General features: G+C 65.5%; 25 protein-coding genes. 14 read left to right on the forward strand and 11 right to left on the reverse strand.

The genetic code is table 11. The features are described 5' to 3' along the window. Positions 1-65: 65 nt before the first annotated feature. Together WG921_RS01225 and WG921_RS01230 are read right to left on the reverse strand one after the other, a co-directional pair. Positions 66-1280, reverse strand: a complete 1215-nt coding sequence (locus WG921_RS01225; RefSeq protein ID WP_340107353.1) for a substrate-binding protein — start codon at positions 1278-1280, stop codon at positions 66-68. Between the two features lies 1 nt (position 1281). Next, positions 1282-2166: a branched-chain amino acid ABC transporter permease gene (locus tag WG921_RS01230; RefSeq protein ID WP_340107354.1), complete on the reverse strand. Its 885-nt coding sequence runs from the start codon at positions 2164-2166 to the stop codon at positions 1282-1284. A 189-nt stretch (positions 2167-2355) separates the two neighbouring features. On the opposite strand from WG921_RS01230, the gene WG921_RS01235 reads away from it, so the two are divergent. Both WG921_RS01235 and WG921_RS01240 read left to right on the forward strand, forming a co-directional pair. After that, positions 2356-2565 (forward strand): Asp-tRNA(Asn)/Glu-tRNA(Gln) amidotransferase subunit GatC, encoded by a 210-nt coding sequence (locus tag WG921_RS01235; protein ID WP_340107355.1) that lies wholly within the window; start codon positions 2356-2358, stop codon positions 2563-2565. Continuing rightward, a complete protein-coding gene (locus WG921_RS01240) occupies positions 2562-3953 on the forward strand; it encodes an amidase (protein ID WP_340107356.1) in 1392 nt (463 codons plus the stop codon). Before WG921_RS01235 ends, WG921_RS01240 begins: the two co-directional genes overlap by 4 nt. Before the next feature lie 270 nt (positions 3954-4223). On the opposite strand, the gene WG921_RS01245 is transcribed toward WG921_RS01240, so the two are convergent. From WG921_RS01245 to WG921_RS01285, 9 genes are all read right to left on the reverse strand, one after another. Continuing rightward, on the reverse strand, positions 4224-5360 hold the full coding sequence (locus WG921_RS01245) for a C45 family peptidase (RefSeq protein WP_340107357.1): 1137 nt from the start codon (positions 5358-5360) through the stop codon (positions 4224-4226). 1 nt (position 5361) lies between these two features. Beyond that, positions 5362-6456: an extracellular catalytic domain type 1 short-chain-length polyhydroxyalkanoate depolymerase gene (locus tag WG921_RS01250; RefSeq protein ID WP_340107358.1), complete on the reverse strand. Its 1095-nt coding sequence runs from the start codon at positions 6454-6456 to the stop codon at positions 5362-5364. Positions 6457-6486: 30 nt separating this feature from the next. Beyond that, the gene (locus WG921_RS01255; RefSeq protein ID WP_340107359.1) at positions 6487-6903 is read right to left on the reverse strand and encodes a CopG family transcriptional regulator; all 417 of its coding nucleotides are present in this window, start codon (positions 6901-6903) and stop codon (positions 6487-6489) included. A gap of 224 nt (positions 6904-7127) precedes the next feature. Continuing rightward, positions 7128-8024 (reverse strand): NAD(P)-dependent oxidoreductase, encoded by an 897-nt coding sequence (locus WG921_RS01260; RefSeq protein WP_340107360.1) that lies wholly within the window; start codon positions 8022-8024, stop codon positions 7128-7130. A gap of 2 nt (positions 8025-8026) precedes the next feature. Then, on the reverse strand, positions 8027-8923 hold the full coding sequence (locus tag WG921_RS01265) for an amidohydrolase family protein (protein ID WP_340107361.1): 897 nt from the start codon (positions 8921-8923) through the stop codon (positions 8027-8029). 4 nt (positions 8924-8927) lie between these two features. After that, positions 8928-10202: a TRAP transporter large permease gene (locus WG921_RS01270; RefSeq protein WP_340107362.1), complete on the reverse strand. Its 1275-nt coding sequence runs from the start codon at positions 10200-10202 to the stop codon at positions 8928-8930. A 34-nt stretch (positions 10203-10236) separates the two neighbouring features. Then, positions 10237-10803, reverse strand: coding sequence for a TRAP transporter small permease (locus WG921_RS01275; protein ID WP_340107363.1), 567 nt, complete (start codon positions 10801-10803; stop codon positions 10237-10239). Between the two features lie 55 nt (positions 10804-10858). After that, on the reverse strand, positions 10859-11863 hold the full coding sequence (locus tag WG921_RS01280) for a TRAP transporter substrate-binding protein (RefSeq protein WP_340107364.1): 1005 nt from the start codon (positions 11861-11863) through the stop codon (positions 10859-10861). 60 nt (positions 11864-11923) lie between these two features. Continuing rightward, positions 11924-12652 carry a GntR family transcriptional regulator gene (locus WG921_RS01285; RefSeq protein ID WP_340107366.1) on the reverse strand — a complete coding sequence of 243 codons (729 nt, stop codon included), beginning with the start codon at positions 12650-12652 and terminating at the stop codon, positions 11924-11926. Positions 12653-12796: 144 nt separating this feature from the next. On the opposite strand from WG921_RS01285, the gene WG921_RS01290 reads away from it, so the two are divergent. The 12 genes from WG921_RS01290 (at position 12797) to WG921_RS01345 (ending at position 24060) form a co-directional block, all read left to right on the forward strand. Next, complete coding sequence (locus WG921_RS01290) at positions 12797-14017, forward strand: CaiB/BaiF CoA transferase family protein (RefSeq protein ID WP_340107367.1); 1221 nt, start codon at positions 12797-12799, stop codon at positions 14015-14017. Further along, on the forward strand, positions 14014-14793 hold the full coding sequence (locus WG921_RS01295; protein WP_340107369.1) for an enoyl-CoA hydratase: 780 nt from the start codon (positions 14014-14016) through the stop codon (positions 14791-14793). Before WG921_RS01290 ends, WG921_RS01295 begins: the two co-directional genes overlap by 4 nt. Positions 14794-14900: 107 nt before the next feature. Beyond that, positions 14901-15866 carry a Bug family tripartite tricarboxylate transporter substrate binding protein gene (locus WG921_RS01300; RefSeq protein WP_340107370.1) on the forward strand — a complete coding sequence of 322 codons (966 nt, stop codon included), beginning with the start codon at positions 14901-14903 and terminating at the stop codon, positions 15864-15866. Between the two features lie 85 nt (positions 15867-15951). Further along, a complete protein-coding gene (locus WG921_RS01305) occupies positions 15952-16434 on the forward strand; it encodes a tripartite tricarboxylate transporter TctB family protein (RefSeq protein WP_340107371.1) in 483 nt (160 codons plus the stop codon). Next, positions 16434-17918, forward strand: coding sequence for a tripartite tricarboxylate transporter permease (locus tag WG921_RS01310; RefSeq protein ID WP_340107372.1), 1485 nt, complete (start codon positions 16434-16436; stop codon positions 17916-17918). The genes WG921_RS01305 and WG921_RS01310 overlap by 1 nt, the downstream gene beginning before the upstream one ends. 95 nt (positions 17919-18013) lie before the next feature. Next, the gene (locus WG921_RS01315; protein ID WP_340107373.1) at positions 18014-18985 is read left to right on the forward strand and encodes a tripartite tricarboxylate transporter substrate binding protein; all 972 of its coding nucleotides are present in this window, start codon (positions 18014-18016) and stop codon (positions 18983-18985) included. 54 nt (positions 18986-19039) lie between these two features. Further along, complete coding sequence (locus WG921_RS01320; RefSeq protein ID WP_340107374.1) at positions 19040-19498, forward strand: tripartite tricarboxylate transporter TctB family protein; 459 nt, start codon at positions 19040-19042, stop codon at positions 19496-19498. Beyond that, complete coding sequence (locus WG921_RS01325) at positions 19495-21009, forward strand: tripartite tricarboxylate transporter permease (RefSeq protein WP_340107375.1); 1515 nt, start codon at positions 19495-19497, stop codon at positions 21007-21009. Before WG921_RS01320 ends, WG921_RS01325 begins: the two co-directional genes overlap by 4 nt. A gap of 33 nt (positions 21010-21042) precedes the next feature. Beyond that, entirely contained in the window at positions 21043-22095 is a 1053-nt protein-coding gene (locus tag WG921_RS01330) for a 4-hydroxythreonine-4-phosphate dehydrogenase PdxA (RefSeq protein WP_340107376.1), read from the forward strand. A 576-nt stretch (positions 22096-22671) separates the two neighbouring features. Beyond that, positions 22672-23112, forward strand: coding sequence for an Hsp20/alpha crystallin family protein (locus WG921_RS01335; RefSeq protein ID WP_340107377.1), 441 nt, complete (start codon positions 22672-22674; stop codon positions 23110-23112). A 28-nt stretch (positions 23113-23140) separates the two neighbouring features. Next, the gene (locus WG921_RS01340; RefSeq protein ID WP_340107378.1) at positions 23141-23533 is read left to right on the forward strand and encodes an Hsp20/alpha crystallin family protein; all 393 of its coding nucleotides are present in this window, start codon (positions 23141-23143) and stop codon (positions 23531-23533) included. Between the two features lie 41 nt (positions 23534-23574). Next, entirely contained in the window at positions 23575-24060 is a 486-nt protein-coding gene (locus WG921_RS01345; protein WP_340107379.1) for an Hsp20/alpha crystallin family protein, read from the forward strand. The last annotated feature ends 12 nt before the right edge of the window (positions 24061-24072 follow it).

Below are 24072 nucleotides of genomic sequence, written 5' to 3' on the forward strand. Positions count from 1 at the left end.
AGGGGCGGCCGCCGCCCGAGGGAAGATCGGGGGCGGCCGCGGGGGTCAATGATGGGATGACGGGATCAGGCGCATTCCTGCGGCGCGACGCCGGTGTTCTGCGAGATGATGTTCCAGACCCCGCCCTTCGACTGGGCGATGTACATGTTCATCTCCGCATGGCCCGTGCCCGGAACCATTCGGGCCGGGCCGCCCGGCCCTTCCTTGATCTCCGCGTTCTGCATCGCTTCGCTGACCGCCTCGAGGGAGAGGTCGCCGTTCGTCGCGATCACGGCCTGCTCATAGAACTTGATGCCGCGATAGGTCCCGGTCGAGGTCGAGCCTGCGGTGAGCTTGTAGAGCGTGTCGGGGAACATCTCGCGATAGTCGGCCAGCATCTGCTGGGTGAACGGATCGTCCACGGTCTGGAACATGTCGAGGCAGGAATAGACGTTCTCCAGCTCCCGCTGCGGGACGAAGTTGACCGAATTTTCGTCGAAATAGACGGTGCTGAAGCCGCCATGATCGTAATAGCCGGACTCGTAGAGCTGCTTGGTGAAGCCCTGAAGCCCCGGCGGGATCGTGGTGTTGAAGACGTGGTCCACCTTCTCGGAGTTGATCTTGGCGACCACGGCTGAATATTCGAGCTGGTCGATCGGGAAGTAATCCTCCATCACCACCTCGGCGCCCAGATCCTCGATCACCTTCCGCGCGAACTTGTTCAGGACCTGCGGCCAGATGTAGTTCGCGGCCGGCAGCGCGAACCGCTTGCTGCCCTGCTCCTCGATCAGATAGCGCAGGATCGGTTCGGCCTGCTGCGCCGGGGTCGGGCCGGTGCAGAAGACATTCTTGGTGCATTCGCCGCCTTCGTAAAGCTGCGGGTAGATGTAGAGGGTCTTGCCGCGGCGCGCGATCGGGTTGATCAGCGCCTCGCGGGTCGAGGAGAGGATCCCGCCGAGCACGACGTCGACCTGGCTCTGCTGAACCAGGCGGCGGGCGTTGCTCACCGCGACGCCGTTGTCGCTCGCGGTGTCCTCGAGATGAAGCTCGACCGGCCGGCCGAGAATGCCGCCGGCGTCGTTGATCCGCTTCACCGCGAGCTGCGCGGTTTGCCAGCAGGAGTTGCCGGAGGGCGCGAGCGCGCCGGTGACGTCGGTCGCGATGCCGATCTTGATCGGGGACGCGGCGTGCGCCCAGTCGGGGCGAAGCACCCAGCCGCCGGCGACGGCGGCCCATCCGGCGGCGGCGAGAGCGCCGGAGCCTCTCAAAAACCCACGGCGAGAAACCTGGTCGGGGTTCATTTCATTTCCTCCCTGAACTCAAAAGGCCGTTCGGCCTGAATTTGACGATGAGAAGCGCAGTCACGAAGACCAGAACCTCGGCCGCCACCGGGCTGATGGCTCCCTCCAGCCCCGGAATCTGACGCAGCCACTGGAAGCCCGGCACCATCGATCCGACGAGCGCGGCGCCGAGAAGTGGTCCCTCGAATGAGCCGACGCCCCCCAGCATGACCGAGAGGAACGACTGCACGAGGAAGCGGACCCCGAGATCGGCCGAGAGTGAGAACAGCGGCACCATCAGCGCGCCCGCCAGCCCGGCGAGCCCGGCGCCCAGCGCGAAGGTGAGCGCGTAGAGCCGCGTCGTGGAGACGCCCGACGCCCGCGCGAGGGCCGGGTTCTCCAGCGCCCCCCGGATCTGAAGGCCGGTCGCGCTCCGCGTCAGAAAGAGATAGGCGGCGAGCATCACCGCCATCGTCGCGCCGATGATCACGGTGCGCCAGATCGAGAAATTGATCCCGCCGAGGGCGAAGGCGCCGGAAAGCGGCTCCTCGATCGCGTAATACTGCCCGCCGATCAGCCCGCGCACGACCTCGCGCACGATCAGGCCGATCGCATAGGTCGCGAGCATCGCGGTTATCGGCTTCGCGTATAAGCGCCGGATCACGGTCCGCTCCACGCCCGCGCCGAACGCGCCGACGACGAAGGGCGCGGCGATCATGCCGAGCCAGACCGGCAGCCCCCATTCACGAAAGAGAAAGACGGTGTAGGCCCCGAGCAGGACGAATTCGCCATGTCCGAGATTGAAGATTCCCATCAGGCTCGCGATCACCGCGAGGCCGGAAACCACCAGAACCATGATCGACGCGAAGGCGGCGACATCAAACAAAAGCTTGATAACGTCGTGCACGATGCAGGTTCCTTGTTCGCGGTCAGAAAAATTCCCTTGCATTACGGGAGCATAGATTAAATGGTTGCGCAAGATTAATCCGGGTCGCGCCGCGCTGGTTTTTACTCCCCTGCGGCAGGCCCTTGCCGTGTTGCGTATTCCATGGAGTCTACCTCCACCCAGCAACCGTCGAGTGAAGGAGTTCCCGACATGTCCCCAGTTACTCCCAAGCCTCTCACCCCTCAGGACCTGAGCGCCGCAGCGAAGATCGCGCGCCTCGATCTTTCGGCGAGCCGCGCCGAGATCGTCGCGCCCGCGCTTGAGGGCATTCTCGCCGCGTTCGACGCGCTCGACGCGGTGGATGTCGGAGAGGTGGCCCCCACGAACGCATTCGACCCCCGCTGGAGGCCGCAGTCATGACCGCGCTCGCAGATTTGTCGCTCAGAGAAGTCGCCGCGAAGATCAAGGCGAAAGAGGTCTCTCCGGTCGAAGTGACTGAAGCCTGCCTCGCGCGGGCCGAAGCGACGGAGGGAAAGCTGTCCGCCTTCTCGCGTCTCATGGCGGAGAGCGCGCGCGCCGAAGCCCGCGCGGCGGAAGCCGAGATCGCGAAGGGAAACTGGCGGGGGGAGCTCCACGGCGTCCCGGTCGGCGTCAAGGAGCTGTACGGCGTGAAGGGCGCGCCGACCACCGCGTCCTCGCGCCAGCGGGAGAACTGGGTCGCGGACGCCGATTGCGCCGCGGTCGCGCGGCTGCGGAAGGCCGGGGCGGTGATCCTCGGCAAGACCCATACGCATGAATTCGCCTATGGGATCTCGACGCCGAAATCCCGCAACCCCTGGGGCGCGGACCACAGCCCCGGCGGCTCCTCCGGCGGGTCAGGCGCGTCGGTCGCGGCCGGCAGCACCTACATGTCCCTCGGCACGGACACCGGCGGCTCGATCCGCATCCCGGCCGCGGTCTGCGGCACTGTCGGCCTGAAGCCGACCTATGGGCGCTGCAGCCGCGCCGGCGTCACCTCCCTCTCCTGGTCGCTCGATCATGTCGGGCCGCTCGCGCGCACGGTCGCGGACGCGGCCGCATGCCTCGGCCCGCTCGCCGGGTATGATCCACGCGACCCGGGCAGCGTGGACATTCCGGCTGACGATTACATGTCCGCCCTCGGGAAGGATGTGAAAGGCATGCGGATCGGCGTGCCGAAGAACTATTTCTTCGACAATGTCGATCCGGAGGTCGAGGCCCATGTCCGCGCCGCCATCGACGCGTTCGCGGCCGAAGGCGCGATCATCTCGGAGGTGGAGATCCCCTATCCCGACCAGATCATGGGCGTGGAGTTCGCCATCATTCTCGCCGAGGCCAGCGAATATCATCGCTGGATGCTCCGGAACGGCCCCGATCTTTACGAGGAGGACGTGCGCGTCCTGCTGGAGGCGGGGGAGTTCCTGCCGGCGACCAAATATCTTCAGGCGCTGCGCATCCGCCAGCTGATGCAGCGGGAATGGGCGAAGATCTACGAGGGGATCGACGTCATGGTCGCGCCCACAGTCCCGGCGCCGGCCGCGCCGGCCGGGCAGGCGACGATGAGGCTCGGCGGCGTGGATGAGCCGGTGACCTGGGTCTATGTCCGCCTGTCCGCTCCCGCCAACATCATCGGTCTGCCGTCGATCTCGACGCCGTGCGGCTTCACCGAAGGCGGATTGCCGGTCGGCTTCCAGGCGATCGCCCGGCCTTTCGCGGAAACCACCGCGATCCGGCTCTGCGACGCCTATCAGCGCATGACGAACTGGCATGAACGGCGGCCGGCGCTATGACGCCGGACGCCTGAACCGCCGCCGGCGGGCGTCTCGGACGGTCAGCCCTTTCATCTGTCAAAGGGGGGCCTGAGGGGGCCGAGATCGCCCGCGCCGGCCTGGCTCCCATGGCCGACGCTCGGCGCGAAAGCGCCGGGCGCGGGGCTCGACCCTTTGTCGCTTGGTCTCTTTCGTGCTCCTGAACGACATCTCGCATCGATCAGAGGCGCGGAGATCGCGCAGGATGATCTTCGGCCGGAAGATCTCGACGGCATTTGGAGCGGAAGCCGGCTATCCCCTGTCAGGCGCTTTTGGAGAGGCGGGTGTCGGCGGCGCGGCCCAGCCGGTCGCGTAGCCCCATGCGGCGGCGGTCCAGTCGATCCGGGCGGCCAGCGTCCAGTCCGGGCCGGTGAAGCCGCGCTGATGGTCTGCGGGGGCGGCGGCGGACGGCGCCTCCCGGCGGGAATAGTCGACGATCCTTCGCCCCTCCTCGAACGCATCGAGCGTCTGGTTCCACCGCGCGCCGCGCATCGTCAGGCCGAGGGAGCGGGCCCTCGGCGAGTATTCGGCGGTGAACAAGGTTCCGAACCCTTCGGCGTAACGATCCTGAAGCAGGGGGCTTCTGAGGAACTGTCGGTTCAGGTTTCGCGGCTCGACCCGCATGCGGGCGAGATGAGCATGACGCTCATGGCTCCGCGTGAAACCGGGCCGGTCCGCCATCGAATGGCCGCTCTGATGGTTTGTGGCGATCGCCTGCGGCATCAGCCGCGCGCCGCCTCCCGGAGACAATTCCAGGCTCGCGACGGCGCCCGACGCGTCGGCGAGGACAAGATTGTAGGCCATGTGCGACGGCACGCGCTCGAAAACCTTCACCGCCTCATCGACGGAGGAGCACGTCTCCAGCGCATAGCGCAGGATCGTGGTCACGCCGAACCCGCGCCCGGTCTCCGTTCTGCCGCCATAGGCCAGCGCCACGCTGAGGCCGGCGTCGTTGATCCCGTCGGAAAGCCCCCACAAGAATTCGACCATGCCCATCACCGCGCGCCCGGACCATTCGCTCCGCAGCAGGAGGCCCTCGTTCAGGTCGGGCGACAGGTCATAGTTTCGGACCAGCCTCACGTCTTTCCCGTCCGCCGCCGCGGCCAGCGAACATCCGCCGAAATAGGTTGGCGGGCGCCATGTGGACAGAAACCGCGCGGCGCGATCCGATCCGCCCGCGATCGCGACCAGTCGATCATGGATCGGCGCCAGCTCAGGCATGTGGCGCCGCATGGCGGACCGGCATTCAGATCTCGACGGTCCCCGGTCGCCGCCATGAGCGATGAACCACGCCTCGTAGGCGGGCCATGACCGCCGCCACCGCGCGGCCCATTTCGGCCCGGGAGCGGGCTCGTCTATCGCGTCGAACGTCAGAGCCATGTTCGTCATCTCAGACGCCCTGGTCGGGCGCGCCGAGGAAAAACCGGACCATCTCGGCGCTGGCGTCCGGGCCTTTGGCGTCCGTGTAGGAGCCCCCCGGCCGCCCGCCGGACCACGCATGCGCCAGCCCGTCCACGACCCAATGCTCGAGTTCGATCACACCGTCCGCCGTCGTCGCGATTTTACGGGTGAAGCTTCGCCCCGGCCCGTATGCGCGCGCGTCGGTCTCGATCGTTCGCCACGCTCCGCGGTCCATCACCTGTTGAGCGATGCGCTCCCCGTTCGAGGGATGCACCGTCGAATCCGCCGATCCGTGAAAGACGATGGTGCGAACCGCCGGCGTGTGCGGGCGGCCGCCGGCCGCGCCTTGCGCGCCGCCAGACATGGCCGCGAACGCGGAGGCGACGTCCTTCGCCGCGCCGAACGGCAGACCGGAATGAGCGCCCACGGCGGAAAAGACGTCCGGATAGGTCTCGCCAAGGATCACGGCCATCGCCGCGCCGGCGGAAAGGCCCGCGACAAAGGTCCGGTCGCTCGGCGCGCCATGCTCCGCCATCGCTTTCCGGGTCATGCCGGCGAGGATGGCGGGTTCGCCCCGGTCCCGGCGCTGATCGCCGCGGCTGAACCAGTTCCAGCACGACTGGGCGTTGTCGCCCCGCGACTGCTGCGGATAGATCACGATCAGGCGGCGCGTCTCCGCCAGGGCGTTCATGCCTGTTCCGGCGGCGAAATCCTCGGGGTTCTGCGTGCAGCCGTGCAGCATGACCAGAACGCCCGCCACGCCTTCCGCCGCAGTGGATGGGACGTAAGTGCGGTACGCCCGGCTGCCCGCCGCGCATGAAAACCGCTCCGTTCGAAACTCCGCCCCTTCGGGAATCGGAGCCTCCTTCATGGAAGCGTCGCCAAGCGGCGATGTGAACCGGGTCAACAGGTCTTCCATCGCCGACGCGCCCGTCTGGACGGTTCCGGCCGGCCCCCAGTCCAGGCCCGGCGTCAGCCCGTGCTGCGCGAGCGTGCGCCGCACCAGATCGGCGGCGGATGCGGTGCGCGCGCTGCGTGCGTCGCCGGTCGCCCGGCGCTGAGCGCCGGCGGTGTGATCGATCATCGTTTTTGTCCCTAATTCGGGTGGCGCAGGCTAATTGATGCGGTCTGCAAGCGCTTTTCTGATGTCCGGGCTGGCCTGCAAGGCTCCCAGAACGGCGATGGAGCCGATGGTCTCTCTGGCGAGTTCGGGCGTGACGTCGGAATCGATGCGTGCGAGCCCCACGACCCTGACATGCAGCATTTCGCCCGCGTCCCGCAGCGCCTCCAGATCGGCGCGCGTGTAAGTTCGCAAACCAAGCTCCATCGTATGGCGTTCGATGGAGTTTCTGACCGCCTCGACGTGGCTGTCGAGCTGATTGCGGATCGCTGTCCGGATCAGGTCGCTGCGGTTGGAATAGAATCCCTCCTTCACCAGCAGATCGATGCGTCCCAGATCGACATAGCCGAGATTGATGGTGATTTTTTCACTGTCCGGCGTCTTGTCCCGCTGGTGTCTGATGTCGCTCATATTTCCACTATCCATCCCTGTGGATGGCATATGGATGTTAAAGTTGGCGGAATCAAGCCCGCCCGCGGCGCCGCGCGGGATTTATGCGTGAAGGATGATCCTGCCGGAGAGCAGAAGAAGGCGCCGCCGGGGAGCCTTTGGAGGATGGAGCTGGATGCGCGTCCGGCGGGCGGCGCCGGAAAGCGCCGCCCGGCCCGAGCCGTAAATGCGTCAGATCGGGCCGATCACGCCGCGCCGGACCCGCGCTTGGCCACAAACTGGCTGATCGATGCGGCGTCCTTCATCTCGTTCCCCTCGGCGAATTCGAGGTAGGCGGAGATTGAATGCTCGATGAATGGCAGGCTCAGCTCCTTTTCCTCCATATAGGCCGAGACCGCACGCAGGTCTTTCGCCATCTGCCGCGCGTAGGCTTTCGGCGGATCGAAATCCTCGGCCTGCATTTGAGTGTAGATCCGCTTCAGGGCCACCGAGTCCGCCATGCCGCCTGCGAGGGCGGCCGGAAGGAGGGACGCGTCGATCCCGGATTTCTTGGCGAGCGCCAGCATCTCGGCCAACATGACGAAATTGACGCCGACGATGGCCTGATTGAGCGTCTTGGTGGCTTGGCCGGCTCCGAGCGGCCCCATGCGGGTCGCGTTTTGCGTCAGGGCGTTCAGGACGGGCCTTGCGCGCTCGATGTCGGCTTCGTCGCCTCCGAGCATCGCGGTCAAGCCTCCGTCTTCGGCGGCGCCAGGGCCGCCGGAGACCGGGCTGTCGATCCAGTTCGCGCCGTGGGCCTCCTTGAACCGGGTCGCGATTTCGACGGTCTTGCCTGGCGGGACCGTGGAGAAGTCGATCACCAGATCGGCGCCGCCCTTCGCCTTCACGAAGCCGTTGTCGCCAAAGCAGCAGGCCTCCACCGCCGCGCCATGAAGGACGCAGAGAAGCTGAATGTCGCTGGCGGCCCAGACCTCTGCCGGGCTCTCCGCCCAGACCGCGCCATGAGGCGTCACTTCGGCGGCCCGCTCCGGTTCGAGATTCCAGACGGTGACGTCAAAGCCCTGGGAGAGGAGCCGGCGCACCATCGGCGCTCCCATTATGCCAAGGCCGACGAAACCCAACCGCAATTTACGCTCGGTCATGTTCAAATCTCCATTCTGTAGATGCGCCGCGCGTTCTCGCAGAACATCGCGGCGCGGTTTTCATCCGAAAAGCCGGCGGTGATCCGGTCGAACCCGGAGAAGATGGTCTCGAACGAGGCCGTGAGGCCATCGACCGGGAAATTCGAGGCGAACATGATCCGGTCAGAGCCGAAGATGCTGATCGCGTCCAGCACGACCGGTTCATTATCCTCGACGGTCCAAGGCCGGCCGGGCAGGCCGATCCCTGAAATCTTCAGCGCGGCGTTGGGCGCGTCGGCGATCAGAGACAGCGCCTTTCGCCATTGCTTCAACCCGTCATCGCTTCGATCCGCGGGCAGGCCGGTATGATTGACGATGATGCGGGTGTCGGGAAAATCCTTCGCCAGCTCGTAGGCGGCGTCGAGATGCCAGTAGGGGGTCTGGAGGTCGAAGGACAGGCCGTTCGGCTCCAGCAGGGAATACCCGTCGCGCCAGCGAGGATCGTCCATCGAGCCGGGCGCGCCGCGTTTCGCATCCCTCGGGTCCGGCGCCGAGGCCGGCTTGTGGCGGATCCCCCGGACCAGCGGATCGCGGCCGTAAGCGGACAGCAGGTCGGGCGCGTCGCCGCGGTCCAGCCACGCCTGCGCGACCATGACGCTCGGCAGCCCGTGTTCCTCCTTCACCTCAGCCACCCACGCGGTCTCCGCCAGCGGCGCGTTCGGGTCGAACTCGGCTTCGATATAAACCGAGCCGATCACGTCGAACCTGCCGGTCAGGGCCCTGTAATCCGCCGGCATGAAATTCCGCTTCAGCGCGGAATAGTCGCCATAGCGGAAGGGAATCGGCGGCTCGTCCCGGAGCCAGGGCAGGTAGTTCTGGTCCAGATCCCAGAAGTGGTGGTGCGCGTCGATGATTTTCATGAGGTCACCGCATGAGCTTGGGCAGAAGGAGCGAGATTTCGGGGAAGAAAGTCAGGAGCGCGAGCGTGGCGAAAAGCGGGATGTAGAGAGGCAGCAGCGCCCGCAGAACGGCGCGGAGGGAGACTTGCGCTATATCCATGATGAGAAAGAGCGAGAGGCCCATCGGCGGCGTCACCAGACCGAGCATCAGGTTGAAAATCGCCACGATGCCGAGATGGACCGGGTCGACCCCCGCCATATGGAGCGGGCCGGCGATGATCGGGATGACGAGGAGCGTGGCGGTGGTGCTGTCGAGAAACATCCCGGTGATCAGCAAGATCACATTGGCGATCAGGAGCAGCGTGAGCGGGTCTTTCGAAAGTCCGAGCAGAATCCCGGCGAACGCCTGGGGCGCCTGCTCCACGGCCAGAATCCAGCCGAAGAGAGCGGCCGCCGAGACGATGACGAGGATGGCCGCCGTGCTCTTGATGGTCTCGTACGCCGAATGAAGAAGGTGCGCGACGGTGAGTTCGCGGTAGACGAGGCTGCTGATCAGAAGGATGTAGACAACCGTGACCGAGGCCGCCTCGGTCGGCGTGAACAGCCCGAGCAACATCCCGCCGACCAGCAGGATCGGCGCGGCGAGCGCGGGAGAGGCGGGCACGAACGCGCGCCAGATCTCGCAGGGCCGGGCCCAGCGTTCGGCGCGCGGATAATTCCGACGCGTCGCGATCAGCGCGGTCATGAGCATCAACATGAAAATGCAGACGACGGCCGGGATGATCCCGGCGATCAGAAGCTGGACGATCGAGACGCCGGTGACCGAACCGTAGATGATGAGCGGAATCGAGGGCGGGAAGATCGGCCCGACCACAGCCGAAGCGACGGTGACGGCGCCGGAGAACGCCGGGGTGAAACCGCGTTCGGTCATCGCCTTCACCTCCACCTTGCCCAACCCCCCGACATCGGCGAGGGCGGCGCCGCTCATACCCGAAAAGATGAGGCTGGAGAAGATGTTGACCTGGGCGAGGCCGCCCGGCACGCGGCCGACGAGCGTTTCCGCGAAGCGAAAGATCCGCACCGTCACGCCGGCCTGATTCATGAGATTGCCGACGAAGATGAACACCGGAACGGCGACCAGCGGAAAGGAATCCAGCGCGTAGGTCATTCTCTGCCCGATCAGCTCGATCGGAAAGCCGGAGAACGCGATGTAGATGATGGACGGGACCAGGATCGCCAGCGCGACGGGAAACCCCATCACGAACATCACCGAGAACGTGGCTATGACGATCAGGCTCATCGGGCGTTTCCAGAGGACGCAATCTCGGGAAACGTCATAGTTTCAGCTCCTCCGAGGGCAGCTCCGCTTCGAAACTTCGATACAGAGGCAGCCGCAAGGCGGCTTTCGCGCCGACGGCGATGAACTCGAGCGAAGCGAGGAGAAAACCGATCCCGCCCGACGCAAAGAAGATGTAGTAGGGAATCCCCAAGGTCGGGGTCTTGTTGTTCATGTTCGCCGCCATCGCCACCAGCACCGACCACGACGCGAAGGCGAATGCGGCGAAACACACCGCCGAGATCAGGATCATCAGCCAGGCGCGGACGCGCTCGGGAAGAATGAGCATGAATTCTTCCATACGTATGCTCGCGCCGGATGAAACCGTATAGGGGATCGCAAGCATCACGACGTTGATCAGCAGGAACCGCGAGAATTCTTCGGCGCCCATCATCGGCATGTTGAGGACCTGACGCATGAAGACCTGGAGCGCAGGCGTGGCGACCAACAGCGCCAGCACGCACAGGCCGGCGATGCGCAACGTCACGCGGAAAGGATGGAGGAGCAGGTCGATCCTGAGATCGGCCTGCTCCTCCGGCCCGTCAGGTCCGGGGTGTGCGCTCATGTTGCTTCCCGCTGCGAGGCGCGGGCGGCGGATCGACGCCGCCCGCCGATCCGGATCATTTTATGGCGGCGATACGCTCGATATACGGGCCCCAGGTCGGGAAATCCTCGTTGACCTGCGCGATCACGTCCGTGCGGAATTCATCCAGCTTCAGGCCGTCAGCCTCGGTGATGAAGGTCATGCCCTCGCCCTCGAGCGTGGAGACGAGTTCGGTCTGCGCGCTCTCGGCGGTGGCCAGCGTCTCGTAGGCGAGCTTGTCGAGCACCTCGTAGGTCGCGGTCCGATCCTTTTCGGGCAACGAGGACCAGACATCCTCGTTGATGAAGACCGGAAGCACGTTCTGCATGTGGCTGGTCATCATGACGTAGCTCTGCACTTCGTAGAGCTTGTTGGCGTTGATCATGGTCAGGGGGTTTTCCTGCCCGATCACCATGCCGGTCATGAGCGCGGTCGGAAGCTCGCTCACTTCGACCGGCGTCGGAACGGCGCCGAAGCCCTGGATCATCGAGGTCCAGAGTTTGAGCGGCACCCCGCGGAACGCCTTGCCCTTGAGATCCTCCGGCGAATAGACCGCGAATTTCGCGGTCATCTGCCGCGCGCCGCGATAAAGGCGCCCGATGATCCGCATGTTGCCGTTCTCGACCAGCTTCTCGTTGAACTCCTGAAGGACGTCCGAGTTCCGCGGGTCCGTGGCTTTCAGCGCGTGCTCACCGTCCCGATAGACGAAAGGCGCGTTGAAGACCGCGATGTCGGGGACGAGCTGGGCGAGGGAGGCGAATTCATGATGCGCCAGCGAAATCGAGCCGGACCGCACGCCGTCAATCGTCTCCCGCACCCCGCCAAGCTGCGAATTGGGGAAGACCGTGACGGTGACATCGCCGCCGGTGGCGTCAGGCAGGCGCTCCGCGACGCGCGCCGCGTACCAGTACTGGATGTCTCCCTCGGAGCCGACATGCGCGTAACGGAGATTCGTCGCAGCCGCGGCGGGGCGAATCCATCCTGCGGTCAGAGCGCCGATTCCGCCCGCCGCGGCGAGCATGTTGAAACGCCTGCGATCCATTTGATTTCTCCCATGTGCTTGTTCTGATTTCCATCAACTTGCATGCATGAATTTTGAAAATCAATATCTTTGACGCGCCGCGTCCACATTGCGCGCCGACGCGGCAGAGGGCAAATATCGCTTGGAGACGATCAGGCCGTTTCGGAAATGCGCCCGCGTCAGCGCCGCGAGCAACGCTTCGTCCCTTTCGGCGAGAGCGGAGAGCATTCTTGAATGTTCGGTCACGGCTCCGAGCCAGCGGTCGCCGTCGAGATTGGCCAGCGCGCGCGCGCGTTCCATCCGGGGCATCAGCGCCAGCCAGCTCGCGAGCAGAACGGGATTGCCGGCGATCTCCACAGTTCTCTGATGAATGCGGAAGTTCAGCTTCAGGTATTCGGCGCGCTCCTGTTTCTCGTAACTCTCCAGCATGCGGCGGTGAATGGTGATGATGTCGGCCAGTTCGGCCTGGGTGATCACCCGGCACGCCTGTTCGCCCGCCATCGCCTCCAGCGTCGCCACGACGTCGTAGAGATGTTCTATGTCCGCCGCGTCGAGATTGGCGACGACGGGGGAGCGATTGGGGGATATATTGATCAATCCTTCCGCCGCGAGGGTTCGAACAGCCTCGCGAAATGGTGTTCGGGACACGTTCAGCACCTTGCTGAAATGAGATTCCCTGATGCGTTCCCCCGGCCGCAGCTCGCCGGATGTGATCATTTTTCTGAGTTTGACCACGGTTCGGGCGTGGAGCTCCCCTTTCTGCAGGAGAGGGGGGCCATTCAATTTCGATTGTCTTGTCACGGGTCGCATCCGATCAGATCATCGACACGAGCGGGCGCCGGAGAGCCTCCAGCGAGCAGTTCCGCTCGCCAGGATCCGCATTGACTCGCTCAATCGTGTATACAAGAATAAGGGCTCAACTAAGAATTTCCGACCCCGACGATAGGAAAAGCCATGACCAATATGCAAGGCGCTTCGCAGACTGGAGGGGAGCCGCCGCTGACCGGACTGAGAGTTCTGGATCTGACGCGGGTCATGGCCGGGCCGTTCTGTTCGATGATGCTTGGCGACATGGGCGCCGACGTCATCAAGATCGAATCTCCGGCGGGCGATCAGACCCGCGCCTCCATGGGGTTTCGCATGAAGGGCGAGGACAGCCCGGGATTCCTCGCGCTGAACCGGAACAAGCGGTCGATCACGCTGGATCTCAAGACCGAAGGCGCGCGGAAGGTCTTCTTCGAACTGGTCAAGACCGCCGATATCGTGCTGGAGAACTTTCGTCCGGGCATCGCGGCGAAACTTGGAATTGATTATGAGGCGCTCTCGAAGCTCAATCCGAAGCTTGTCTATGCGAGCATCTCGGGGTTCGGGCAGACCGGGCCCTGGTCGCAACGTCCCGGCTTCGACCTGATGGCGCAGGCGATGTCGGGCGTGATGAGCGCGATGGGGCATCCGGACAGCGGGCCGGTCAAATCCGGCGTTTCGGTCGGCGATCTCGGCGCGGGCCTGTTCGCGCTCTACGGCGTCCTGAGCGCGGTGATCGGCCGCCAGAAGACCGGGCGGGGCCAGTATATCGACGCGTCGCTGTTCGAGGCCGCTCTCGCGCTCTCCGTATGGGAGGCGACGGAATTCTGGGCGACCGGAGTCTCGCCCAAACCGCTAGGCACCGCGAACAGGATGAGCGCGCCCTACCAGGCCTTCACCGCCAGCGACGGCATGTTCGTCGTCGGCGCGGCGAATGAAAAGCTCTGGAAGCTGTTCTGCGGCGTGATCGGCCGGGAGGATCTTCGCGCCGACCCTCGTTTCGAGACCAACAAGGGGCGCGTCGCCAACCGCGACGCGCTGGTGGAGGAGCTTTCGCGCGTCTTCATTCACAAGACCGCCGAAGAATGGGTGAATCTGTTCCTCTCCGCCGGGGTGCCCGCCGGGCCGATCAACGATTTCGGGCAGGTGTTCGCGGCTGACCACACCATCGCCCGCGATATGGTGATGGAGATCGATCATCCGGTCGAGGGCCGCATGAAGTCGCTCGGCTTCCCGGTCAAGCTCTCCGGCACGCCGCAGAAGGTTCGACATCCCGCGCCATTGCTCGGCCAGCATGTGGACGAGATCGTCGCCGAGATCGGGCTGGGGGACGAGCTCGCGGAGCTTCGCGCTTCAGGAGCGTTCGGATGAGCGCCGGCGACGTCACTCTGGCGATCGACGGCGGCGTCGCCCGCATGACCTTCGCGCGCCCGGAGGCGATGAACGCCATGACCTGGGCGATGTACGACCAGTTCGAGGCGCATTGCCGGACGCTCGCCGAATCCGACGAGGTCAGGGTGGTGGTTCTGCGCGGGGCCGGCGGCCGGGCCTTCATCGCAGGTTCGGACATCAAGCAGTTCGGCGCGTTTGCCTCGGCGGAGGACGGGCTCGACTATGAGCGCAAGATGGAGCGCATCGTCGGGGGGCTCTCGGCGGTCAGGGCTCCGATCGTCGGCGTCGTCGACGGCCTCGCCGTCGGCGGCGGGCTGAGCATGGTGGCGCAATGCGACATCCGGATCGCCGCGAAAGGCGCCCGCTTCGGCGTGCCGATCGCGCGGACGGTCGGCAACTGCCTCTCCATGTCGAATTACGCCGGCGTCCTCGCCGCGTTCGGCGAGGGGCGCGCCAAGCGCATGCTGATCCTCGGCGACCTCATAGACGCGGATGAGCTTTACGCGTCGGGCTTTCTCGCCCGGGTCGTGGAGCCCGAAGCGATGGATGAGACGGTGGAGCGCGTCGTCGCCCGGCTTCTGGCGAACGCGCCGCTCAGCATGATGGCGAGCAAGACCGCGTTTTCGCGGCTCGCCCGCGCCGGAGAGCGGCCCGAGGAGGAGGATTTCATCCGTTCCTGTTACGGGAGCGCCGACTTCAAGGAGGGCGTGCGCGCGTTCAGTGAAGGGCGCAAGCCGCGCTGGACCGGAGCTTGAGAAGACGCGGGCGCCTTTTCCGGGCGCCCATCGACGAAGCGGGCGGACCCACGGAACGAAACAGGGCCACCGTTCAAAATCCTGGAAAACCAACCAAGGGGGGACATATGCGAAGACTGACGAGATCCATCATCATGGCCGCCGCGATGGTCGGCATGGCGACGGCCGCGCACGCATGGGAGCCGAAGGGCGCGGTGCAGCTCATCGTTCCTTTCAGCCCGGGCGGCGGCAGCGACGTCAACGCGCGCGTTCTGGTGGATGCGATCCGCAGCAACGATCTCACGGACGCGAATATCATCGTCAAGAACATGACCGGCGGGTCGGGCGCCGTGGCGGCCACCTATGTCGCGAGCCGGCCCGGCGACGGGATGACGCTCATGTCATACGTCTCCGGGCAGGTGATGATCGCGGCCGCAACCAACGCCGATGTGACCCTCGAGGATTTCACGCCGATCGGCACGCTTGCGCTCGACACGTTGCTGCTCGTCGTCACGAAGGAGAGCGGAATAGAGAGCTTCGCCGATCTGCTTGAGGCGGCGGAAGCGGCGCCGAATTCGGTGACGATCGGCGGCACCGGGCGCGGCGCGGAAGACAACATGGTCTTCGAGATGCTGAACGAGATGGGCGACTCGCCCTTGCAGTATGTGCCCTTCGACGGCGGCGGCCAGGTGCTCGCCGCCCTGCTCGGCGGGCATATCACCGCGGGGATCTTCAATCCGTCGGAGATGGAGTCGCAGGTGCGGTCCGGCAACGTGACGCCGATCGGCGCGTTCGCGGCCGAGCGGCTCGGCGGCGCGTACGCGGACACGCCGACCTTCACCGAACTCGGCTATCCGGATGCGAAACTGGTGACGTTCCGCGGTTATGTCGGCCCGGCGGATATGGACCCTGAAGCCCTCGCCTATTGGGACGGCGTGCTCGCGAAAGTGGCGGAAACGCCGGAATGGAAGGACTACATCAGCAAGAACAGCCTGGTTGCGTCGTATATGAACGCCGAGGAGAGCGCGACGTTCTGGCGAGAGGAGAAGGCGCGTTACATCAAGCTCCTCACCGCCATCGGGATAATCGAGTAAGAGTCGCCGCATGGTGGAGGGGCGGCCGCCCCTTCACCGTCCGATCCTCATTCCCGACGCCGCATGAACGAAAAGGCTCTCACACATGCAGCAGGATAACAGCGGCCATTCTCCCGGCGCGGCCGCCAACGAACGTTTCATCGCGGCGATCGTGGTGCTGACTGGCGCGTTTTTCGCCGGCTTCGGGTTCTTCGAATACGGGTTCTGGCGGAACAACGGCCCGGGGAGCGGGTTCTTTCCGACGATTTTCGGCGTCGGCGCGATGGTGTGCGGCCTGCTGCGCATTCGTGTCCGGCGAGCCTCCCGCGAGGCTCCCACCGCCGCTTCGCTTCAGCCGCTCGCCGCCATGGCGCTCGCGATCTTCGCGAGCTATCTCATGGGGGTCATCGTCGCGCTCTCCCTGACCGTCGTCGCGTGGATCAGATTCGTCGGCCGTGAGCGCGCGCTGCTCTCGCTCGCCGTCGGGGCGGGGTTCTTCCTCTTCGTCTACTTCATCTTCTGGCGCTGGCTCGGCGTGAATTTCGATTTTGGCGCGCTCGGCCGTCTGGTCTTCGGAGATGTCTGGTGATGGACGCGCTCGCTCATCTTCTGAACGGATTCTCCGTCTCGTTGCAGCCCTTCGCGCTCGGCGCGGCGTTCGGCGGCGCGACGCTCGGCGTCCTGATCGGCGCGATCCCCGGGCTCGGCTCGGTCACGGCGGTCGCGTTGCTGCTGCCGCTCACCTTCGGCATGGATCCGAACATCGCGATCATCATGCTGACCGCGGTCTATTTCGGCTGCGTGTTCGGCGGCGCCTACAGCGCGATCCTGATGAACATCCCCGGCGACACCCCGGCGGTGATGACGACGCTGGACGGCTATCCGATGTCGCGCAAGGGGCAGGGCGGCAAGGCGCTGTTCACGGCGAATCTCTCGTCCTTCATCGGCGGCGCGATCGGGATCGTGATCCTGACCTTTCTCGGGCCGAGCCTCGCCGATTTCGGGCTGAAATTCGGACCGCCGGAGACTGCGCTTCTCATCCTTTTCGCGCTTTCCTCCATCGGCTGGCTCCTCGGCGAGGATGCGGTCAAGGGGTTGGCGTCGACCTTTCTCGGCGTCTTGCTCGCGACGGTCGGAATCGGCATGACGTTCGGCACGCAGCGCTTCAGCTTCGGCGCGATGGAGCTTCTGAACGGCATCTCCTTCATACCGCTCGTGATCGGCATGTTCGGCTTCGCGCAGGTTCTTGAAATGGCCAGCGGCGCCTTTCGCGCGGAAAAGCCCGCCAAGCAGATCGGCTTCCGGGAATCCCTTCTGACGCGCAAGGACGCGGCGCGCATTCTGCCGACCGGGATCCGGTCCGGGTTTCTCGGCACGTTCATCGGCGTGCTGCCCGGCGCCGGCGCGACCACGGCGGCGTTTCTTTCCTACATCCTGGAGCGCAAGATCGGGCGCAACCGCGACAAGATGGGAACCGGCGTCATCGAGGGCGTGGCCGCGGCGGAATCCGGCAACAACGCCGCTGCGGCGGCCTCCTTCGCGCCGCTTCTCTCCCTCGGCATTCCGGGATCCGGCACGTCGGCGGTGCTCCTCGGCGGTTTCATGATGTGGGGCCTGCAGCCCGGCCCGCTTCTGTTCACGATGCAGCCGGAGTTCGTCTGGGGGCTGGTGTCGTCGATGTATGTCGGCAATTTCGTCGCCATTCTGGCGGGCGTCGCGATCATTCCTTTTCTGATGCGCATTCTCTGGGTGCGCCAGCAGATCCTGATCCCGATCATCGCCGGCGTTTGCGTGATCGCCGCGTATTCGGTGGCGGGCGCGATGTTCGATGTCTGGCTGATGCTCGGGTTCGGCGTGTTGGCCTATCTGATGAAGCTGGCGAAATATCCCGCCGCGCCGCTCGTCCTCGCCTTTGTGCTGACGCCGAAGCTCGAAACCAGCATTCGGCAGTCATTCGACATATCGAATGGGAGCGTCAGCATTTTCTTCTCCAGCTCCATCAGCATCGCGCTCCTCGCCCTCATGGGGCTCATGGTCGTCGGGCTGATGATTTCGGTGGCGCGAAAAGCGTGACGGAGGACGAGATCCGCCTGTATCATCGACGGCGCGGAGCACTGTTCGGACGGGGGGAGCTATATCGTCTCGCATCCAGATAGGAGGAAACCGGCATGCGATTTCACAAGATCGGGATGACGCTGGCCGCCGCGGCGGCGCTGGCGACCATGGGCGGCTACGCCCACGCGGACTACCCGGAGAGGCCGGTGACGATCATCGTGCCATGGGGCGCCGGGGGCGGCACGGATACGATCATCCGCATCTTCGCCGCTGAATTCGAGCAGGAGCTCGGTCAGCCGATCAACGTGGTCAACCGCACCGGCGGATCGGGCGTCGTCGGGCACGCCGCGATCGCGCAGGCCAATCCGGACGGCTACACATTGGGGGCCTGCACCCCGGAGATCACGTATTTCGACGTGGTCGGACTCGCGCCGCTGACGCCGGACAATTACGAATTGCTCCTGCGTCTCGCGGAATTGCCCGCGGGCGTGACGGTCGCGGCCGACAGCTCCTACGGCTCGCTCGAAGAGCTGTTCGATGCGCTGAAGGCGGGCGAGAGGGGGGAATACACCTCGTCCGGGTCGGGCATCGGCGGCGTATGGCACATGGCCGCGGCCGGCATGATGAAGGCGGTCGGCAAACCCGCCGACACGGTCAACTTCGTTCCCTCGAAGGGCGGCGCGCCATCCCTGCAGGATCTCGTGTCCGGCGGGCTCACCATGTTCACCGGCTCTCCGGTCGAAGCGAAATCTCTCGCCGAGGCGGGCGAGGTCAGAATCCTCGGGATCATGGCGGATGAGCGCTCGGATGCGTTTCCCGACGTGCCGACCCTGAAGGAGCAGGGCGTCGATTTCTCTATCTCGAACTGGTTCGCCCTCTGCGCGCCGAGCGGCCTTCCCGAAGATGCGAAGGCGGCGATCGTCGCCGCGGCGACGAAGGCGCACGCCTCGGACGCAGTCCAGCAGACGTTCGCGCAGCGGGGCATCACGCCGGTGTTCGAGGGCCCCGAGGCGTTTTCGGCGTACGCCGCGAATTTCGCCATCGAGGCGCGCGCGTTGCTCACGGAACTGGGCATCGCGAAGTGACGGCCGCCGCTGCGGGCCATTTCCGCGGCGGCTGTGCTGTGAGGAGGCCGGAACTTGGAGCTGAATGACCGAATCATCGGCCTTCTCACGGTCCTGGCCGGCGTTCTGATCTTCACCGGGACGCTCGGCCTGCGCGAGGTGCCGGGGCAGGCGTTGGGGTCGGCGTTCTTTCCGCGCATCATCGCGGGCGTCTTCGTCCTGACCGGCGCGGCGCTGATCGCGACCGCCGCTCCCGCGCCGTATCTGCGCCTGCCGAAGTGGATGCGGGGCGGGGGCGGCGTCGCGGCGGCTGGCGTCGTCGCGGCCGTGATCTGCTGGATCGCGGCGGTGGAGGCGCTCGGGTTCCTGCTCGCGACCTGGATCCTGATCTCCAGTCTCGCGGTTCTGCTCGGCGGGCGGATCTGGATCGCGCTCATCGTCGCGGCGGGCGCGACCGCGCTCTTTCATATGATCTTCGTCGAACTGCTCCGCGTGCCGCTGCCCCGGGGCGTGATCGAGGCGCTGTTGTCATGAGCGTTTTTTACGAGGCTCTCTCGCTTGTTCTGACATGGGACGTTCTCGCCACCATTCTGGCGGCGAGCGCGCTCGGGATCGTCATCGGCGCGATCCCGGGGCTGACGGCGGTGATGGGAGTGGCGCTGCTCATCCCGATCACGTTCTTCATGGATCCCATTCCGGCGATCGCCGCGATCGCGGCGCTCGCGGCGACGGCGATCTTCGCGGGCGATATTCCGGGCGCGCTCATGCGCATCCCCGGAACGCCGGCTTCGGCGGCCTATGTGGACGACGCCTATGCGATGACCCGGGCCGGCAAGCCGGAGCGCGGGCTCGGCCTGTCGCTTTCCGCCGCGTGTTTCGGCGGGGTCACCGGCGTGATCCTGCTCATGGCGGCCGCGCCGCTTCTCGCCCGTTTCGCGACGAACTTTTCATCCGTCGAGTATTTCTGGCTGGCGCTGCTCGGCCTGAGCTGCGCGGCCATCGTCTCGCGCGGGTCGCCTCTGAAGGGGCTTCTTTCCCTGCTTTTCGGCCTTTGGGTGGCGATGATCGGCATTGACGAGGTTGCGGGGCAGGCGCGGTTCACCTTCGGCTCGATGGAGCTCATGGGCGGCGTCAGCTTCATTCCGGCGATGATTGGCATGTTCGCGCTGTCGGAGCTCATTCACAATGCGGGAAACCCGCGCCCTGCCGAGGCGCCGCCGACGCTCGGCCCGGTTTTCGCCGGACTCGGGCGCGTTCTGCTCCGCCGGCGCGTCAATCTCCTGCGCGGCGGGCTGACCGGCTCGCTTGTCGGCGCGCTTCCCGGCGCCGGCGCCGATATCGCGGCGTGGGTCTCCTACGCCATCGCCAAGCGGCGCTCGTCCGAACCGGAGAAATTCGGCGCGGGCCACGACGAGGGGATCATCGAGGCGGGCGCGGCGAACAACGGCGCGCTCTCGGCGGCCTGGGTGCCGACGCTGGTTTTCGGGATTCCGGGGGACAGCATCACCGCGATCGTGATCGGGGTGCTTTACCTGAAAGGGCTCGAGCCCGGCCCGATCATCTTCATCAAGACGCCGGAGCTCGTCTACGCGATCTTCATCGCGTTCCTGCTGGCGAATCTTCTGCTGCTTCCGCTCGGCTGGGCGGTCATCCGCGCGTCGCGCCATCTCCTCCGGATTCCGCAGAGCTATTTTCTGCCGATCGTGCTCGCCTCTTGCATCATCGGCAGCTTTGCGATCAACAACACCGCCTTCGGCGTCGGGATCATGCTGGTTTTCGGCCTTGTCGGCTGGCTGTTCGAGGAAAACGGGATTCCGGTGGCGCCCGCCATCCTCGGCATCGTTCTCGGCGGAATGGTGGAGTTCAACTTTGTCACCTCCATGTTGAAGTCGCACGGAGATCCGATGATCCTGTTCTCTCGCCCGTTGGCGGCTCTGCTGGCCATCGCGATCATCATGATGTGGGCGGCTCCGGTCATCACATGGCTGAGACGCGCGCGGACGGAGAGGGCGGGCCCGGCGAGCGGCGAAGACGCGCCGAAATGATCAGACAACGCAATATCCGGATGAGGAACCAAAATGGGTGAGCGGCACAAAATAGCATTCGCCATCGGCGATGCGGGCGGGATCAGCCCCGAGCTCTCGGCGCGCGTTCTCGCGGATGAGAGCGTAAACCGGGACGACATGATCGTCTTTGGCGATCGGCGGCTGCTCGACCTCGGCGCGCGTCAGGCGGACGTCACCCTCGACATCCCGACCATATCGGCGACGAGCGCGCCGGCGGACGCGCCCGAGGGGACATTTTTCATCGATCTGGCGAATTGCGATCCGGAGACGGCGCCGCTTGGGAGCTCCAGCGTCGAGGGCGGGCGCGCCGCCCTCCAGAATTTCCGCGCGGCGCTTCTGGCGGCCAAGGCGGGTTTCGCGCGGGCGGCGTTCTTCACCCCGTTCAACAAGCACGCGATGCGCCTGGCGAAGAGCGATTACGTCGACGAGATCGGCTTCGTGAACGAAACGATCGGCGCGGTTCGCAGCGGCCGTGAATTCAACGTGCTCGACGAGGTGTGGAACGCCCGCGTCACCTCTCACATTCCTCTGCGGGAGGTCGCCGACGCGCTCACCGAGGAGCGGATATTCGACAGCCTCATGCTGACCGCCGAGGTGATGAAAGGATCGGGATTCCCTCATCCCCGCATCGGCGTCGCCGCGCTGAACCCTCATGCGGGCGACGGCCGCAATTTCGGGGTCGAGGATGACGACATCATCGCTCCGGCGGTCAGGCGCGCGCAGGACGCGCAGATCGCCGCGACCGGGCCGATCCCTTCCGACACGGTCTTCGTCCGGGCGGTGAAGGGCGAGTTCGACGCCGTGATGACGATGTATCACGATCAGGGCCAGATCGCGATGAAGCTGCTCGGCTTCGACCGGGGCGTCACCTTGATCGCGGGCTACCCGTTCCCGATCGTGACCCCCGCCCACGGAACCGCCTACGACATCGCCGGAAAAGGCGAGGCCAACACGGGCGCGACCTTCAAGGCGGTGGAGCTGGGCCGAAAGCTTGCTCCCGCCCAGCCGGCGGACGGCGGCGCGACGGAGCCTCTGCCCGATCTGCTCGAGCGAATATTGCGCTGAGCGGGCCGCCGCGCGCGCCGCGGCGCGAGCGGGCGCCCGGCGTTGACGCCCTGTTCGAGGAGAAGCGCGGCGATTTGTCCGCCGTTGGCGGCGGGCTCGTTCATGAGGGTGGAGCGCGCCTCCTTCAGGGTGCGCAAGACTGCGCGGGCGTCGCCGGCCGCAGGCGAAAATCAGGTTCTGGCCCTGCTCGCAGGCGGGGGTTCATCTCCCGGATCGGAGCCACCGGAGCGCCCGGGGCGCGCCATGATGCGGGTTGATCGGGAGCCGCTCTCAGGAGGCGCGGGCGCCTCTTGACACGGCGCCCCCACATTCCCAGCTGGTTGGGTGCGGGATGCCGCTTCGAGGGGTCCCGGAGACGGTGGCGGAATTACGGAGCGCGCCCTTGGGCGGCACGTTGATCGCGTCATCGAACGCAGGGTGCGGCGATCCGGCCCTGTGGATCGAAAAACGCAGTCGTCATGCGTCTTCGCGCCGGTTCGAGTCCGGACCTTCCTCCTCTCGCCATTTCCGCGCCTGCTCGTTCGTCCGCGCCGTCAGCGCGGGCTTGGTGAATGTCCAGAATGGAAGGAGGAGAAGATGTTGAGCTTCGGCCTGCCAAGCACACAACGGGATCCGTTCGCCGAATTGCGGCGGCTGCAGTCCCAGTTGAACCGCACATTCGAGGGTGGCGCGCGCCTTGGCGGCGACAACGCCTGGCCGCCCATCAACATGTGGATGAGCGACGACAACGTGGTCGTCTCCGCCGAAATGCCCGGTGTCTCCGTGGGCGATATCGACCTGACAGTGCGCGAGAACGCTCTGGTCATCTCCGGCAAGCGCGCGCCCGCCGCTGAGGACGAGGACGCCATGTGGCTTCGGCGTGAGCGCCCATCGGGCGAATTCTCGCGCAGTATTCGCCTGCCGTTGCGCGTCGATCCCGACAAGGTTCAGGCCCACGCGAAGAACGGTGTTCTCGAGATCGAAATGGGACGCCCTGACGCCGATCTGCCGCGCAAGATCGAGATCAGGACAAGCTGAGCGACTTCAGAGAAAGGAGGGAAGAGCCATGGCGCAAGAGCTGAAAAAGAGTGACGGCGACGCTGTTCAGTCCGGGACGCGCGACGCGGGCCCCATCTTACGGCCGGCGACCGACATTTTCGAGAAGGATGACAAGATTACGCTTGCGATCGATATGCCGGGGGTCAAACCGGATACTGTCGATGTTTCGGTCTACAAGCGGTCGCTGACCGTGCGCGGCGAGATCGACGCGGCGGCTCCCGAGGGCTGTTGGCGCATCTACGGCGAATACCCGCCGGGCGTCTTCGAGCGGGCCTTCAGCCTGCCCGAGGCGATCGATGCGGACTCGATCGAAGCCAGTCACCGTGACGGCGTGCTGACGCTTGTCCTGAAAAAGAGCGAGGCCGCCAAACCGAAGCAGATCAAGGTCAAGGCCGCCTGAGCGGCTGCGTCGCCTGATCATGAGCGAAAGGAGGCAAAGACATGTCATTCAGTGATCTCATTCCCTGGGGCAGGGACCGCAACCGGATGCCGGCCCGAAGCAACGACGATGAAAGCCCGATGGTCTCGTTGCAGCGCGATCTGAACCGCGTGTTCGAGGATTTCTGGAACCGCTTCGACAATCCCTTCGGCGGAGCGCTGGCGTCGGGCGACCCGCGGACCGACATTTCCGAGACCGACAAGGCGATGCTGGTTTCGGTCGATCTGCCGGGCCTCGACGACGAGGATGTCGAGGTCAACGTCACCGACGACATGCTGACGATCCGCGCCGAGCGCGAAGAGAAGAAGGAGACGGACGGCTTCACCTCGCGGTCGCGGCGCAGCTACCACCGGATGATCCCGGTGCCGCCGGGCGTCGATCCCGAAAGGGCCGAGGCTGAATTCAAGCGCGGCGTGCTGACCGTGACGTTGCCCAAGACTGAAGAGGCCAGGGCGCGGATGAAGCGCATCGATGTGAAATCGGCCTGATCCGGAAGGGGC

It is taken from the genome of Paludibacillus litoralis (assembly GCF_037646705.1).
Lineage (GTDB): Bacteria > Pseudomonadota > Alphaproteobacteria > Rhodobacterales > Rhodobacteraceae > Pikeienuella > Pikeienuella litoralis.

Excerpts from the sequence above, each read along its gene's own strand:
- WG921_RS01325 (WP_340107375.1), top strand. The coding sequence starts at position 19,495 with ATGAGCGTTTTTTACGAGGCTCTCTCGCTTGTTCTGACATGGGACGTT.
- WG921_RS01345 (WP_340107379.1), top strand. The coding sequence starts at position 23,575 with ATGTCATTCAGTGATCTCATTCCCTGGGGCAGGGACCGCAACCGGATG.
- WG921_RS01280 (WP_340107364.1), bottom strand. The coding sequence starts at position 11,863 with ATGGATCGCAGGCGTTTCAACATGCTCGCCGCGGCGGGCGGAATCGGC.
- WG921_RS01240 (WP_340107356.1), top strand. The coding sequence starts at position 2,562 with ATGACCGCGCTCGCAGATTTGTCGCTCAGAGAAGTCGCCGCGAAGATC.
- WG921_RS01290 (WP_340107367.1), top strand. The coding sequence starts at position 12,797 with ATGACCAATATGCAAGGCGCTTCGCAGACTGGAGGGGAGCCGCCGCTG.
- WG921_RS01235 (WP_340107355.1), top strand. The coding sequence starts at position 2,356 with ATGTCCCCAGTTACTCCCAAGCCTCTCACCCCTCAGGACCTGAGCGCC.
- WG921_RS01300 (WP_340107370.1), top strand. The coding sequence starts at position 14,901 with ATGCGAAGACTGACGAGATCCATCATCATGGCCGCCGCGATGGTCGGC.
- WG921_RS01260 (WP_340107360.1), bottom strand. The coding sequence starts at position 8,024 with ATGACCGAGCGTAAATTGCGGTTGGGTTTCGTCGGCCTTGGCATAATG.
- WG921_RS01295 (WP_340107369.1), top strand. The coding sequence starts at position 14,014 with ATGAGCGCCGGCGACGTCACTCTGGCGATCGACGGCGGCGTCGCCCGC.
- WG921_RS01265 (WP_340107361.1), bottom strand. The coding sequence starts at position 8,923 with ATGAAAATCATCGACGCGCACCACCACTTCTGGGATCTGGACCAGAAC.
- WG921_RS01270 (WP_340107362.1), bottom strand. The coding sequence starts at position 10,202 with ATGAGCCTGATCGTCATAGCCACGTTCTCGGTGATGTTCGTGATGGGG.
- WG921_RS01335 (WP_340107377.1), top strand. The coding sequence starts at position 22,672 with ATGTTGAGCTTCGGCCTGCCAAGCACACAACGGGATCCGTTCGCCGAA.
- WG921_RS01275 (WP_340107363.1), bottom strand. The coding sequence starts at position 10,803 with ATGAGCGCACACCCCGGACCTGACGGGCCGGAGGAGCAGGCCGATCTC.
- WG921_RS01330 (WP_340107376.1), top strand. The coding sequence starts at position 21,043 with ATGGGTGAGCGGCACAAAATAGCATTCGCCATCGGCGATGCGGGCGGG.
- WG921_RS01245 (WP_340107357.1), bottom strand. The coding sequence starts at position 5,360 with ATGACGAACATGGCTCTGACGTTCGACGCGATAGACGAGCCCGCTCCC.
- WG921_RS01250 (WP_340107358.1), bottom strand. The coding sequence starts at position 6,456 with ATGATCGATCACACCGCCGGCGCTCAGCGCCGGGCGACCGGCGACGCA.
- WG921_RS01285 (WP_340107366.1), bottom strand. The coding sequence starts at position 12,652 with ATGCGACCCGTGACAAGACAATCGAAATTGAATGGCCCCCCTCTCCTG.
- WG921_RS01305 (WP_340107371.1), top strand. The coding sequence starts at position 15,952 with ATGCAGCAGGATAACAGCGGCCATTCTCCCGGCGCGGCCGCCAACGAA.
- WG921_RS01340 (WP_340107378.1), top strand. The coding sequence starts at position 23,141 with ATGGCGCAAGAGCTGAAAAAGAGTGACGGCGACGCTGTTCAGTCCGGG.
- WG921_RS01315 (WP_340107373.1), top strand. The coding sequence starts at position 18,014 with ATGCGATTTCACAAGATCGGGATGACGCTGGCCGCCGCGGCGGCGCTG.
- WG921_RS01225 (WP_340107353.1), bottom strand. The coding sequence starts at position 1,280 with ATGAACCCCGACCAGGTTTCTCGCCGTGGGTTTTTGAGAGGCTCCGGC.
- WG921_RS01310 (WP_340107372.1), top strand. The coding sequence starts at position 16,434 with ATGGACGCGCTCGCTCATCTTCTGAACGGATTCTCCGTCTCGTTGCAG.
- WG921_RS01255 (WP_340107359.1), bottom strand. The coding sequence starts at position 6,903 with ATGAGCGACATCAGACACCAGCGGGACAAGACGCCGGACAGTGAAAAA.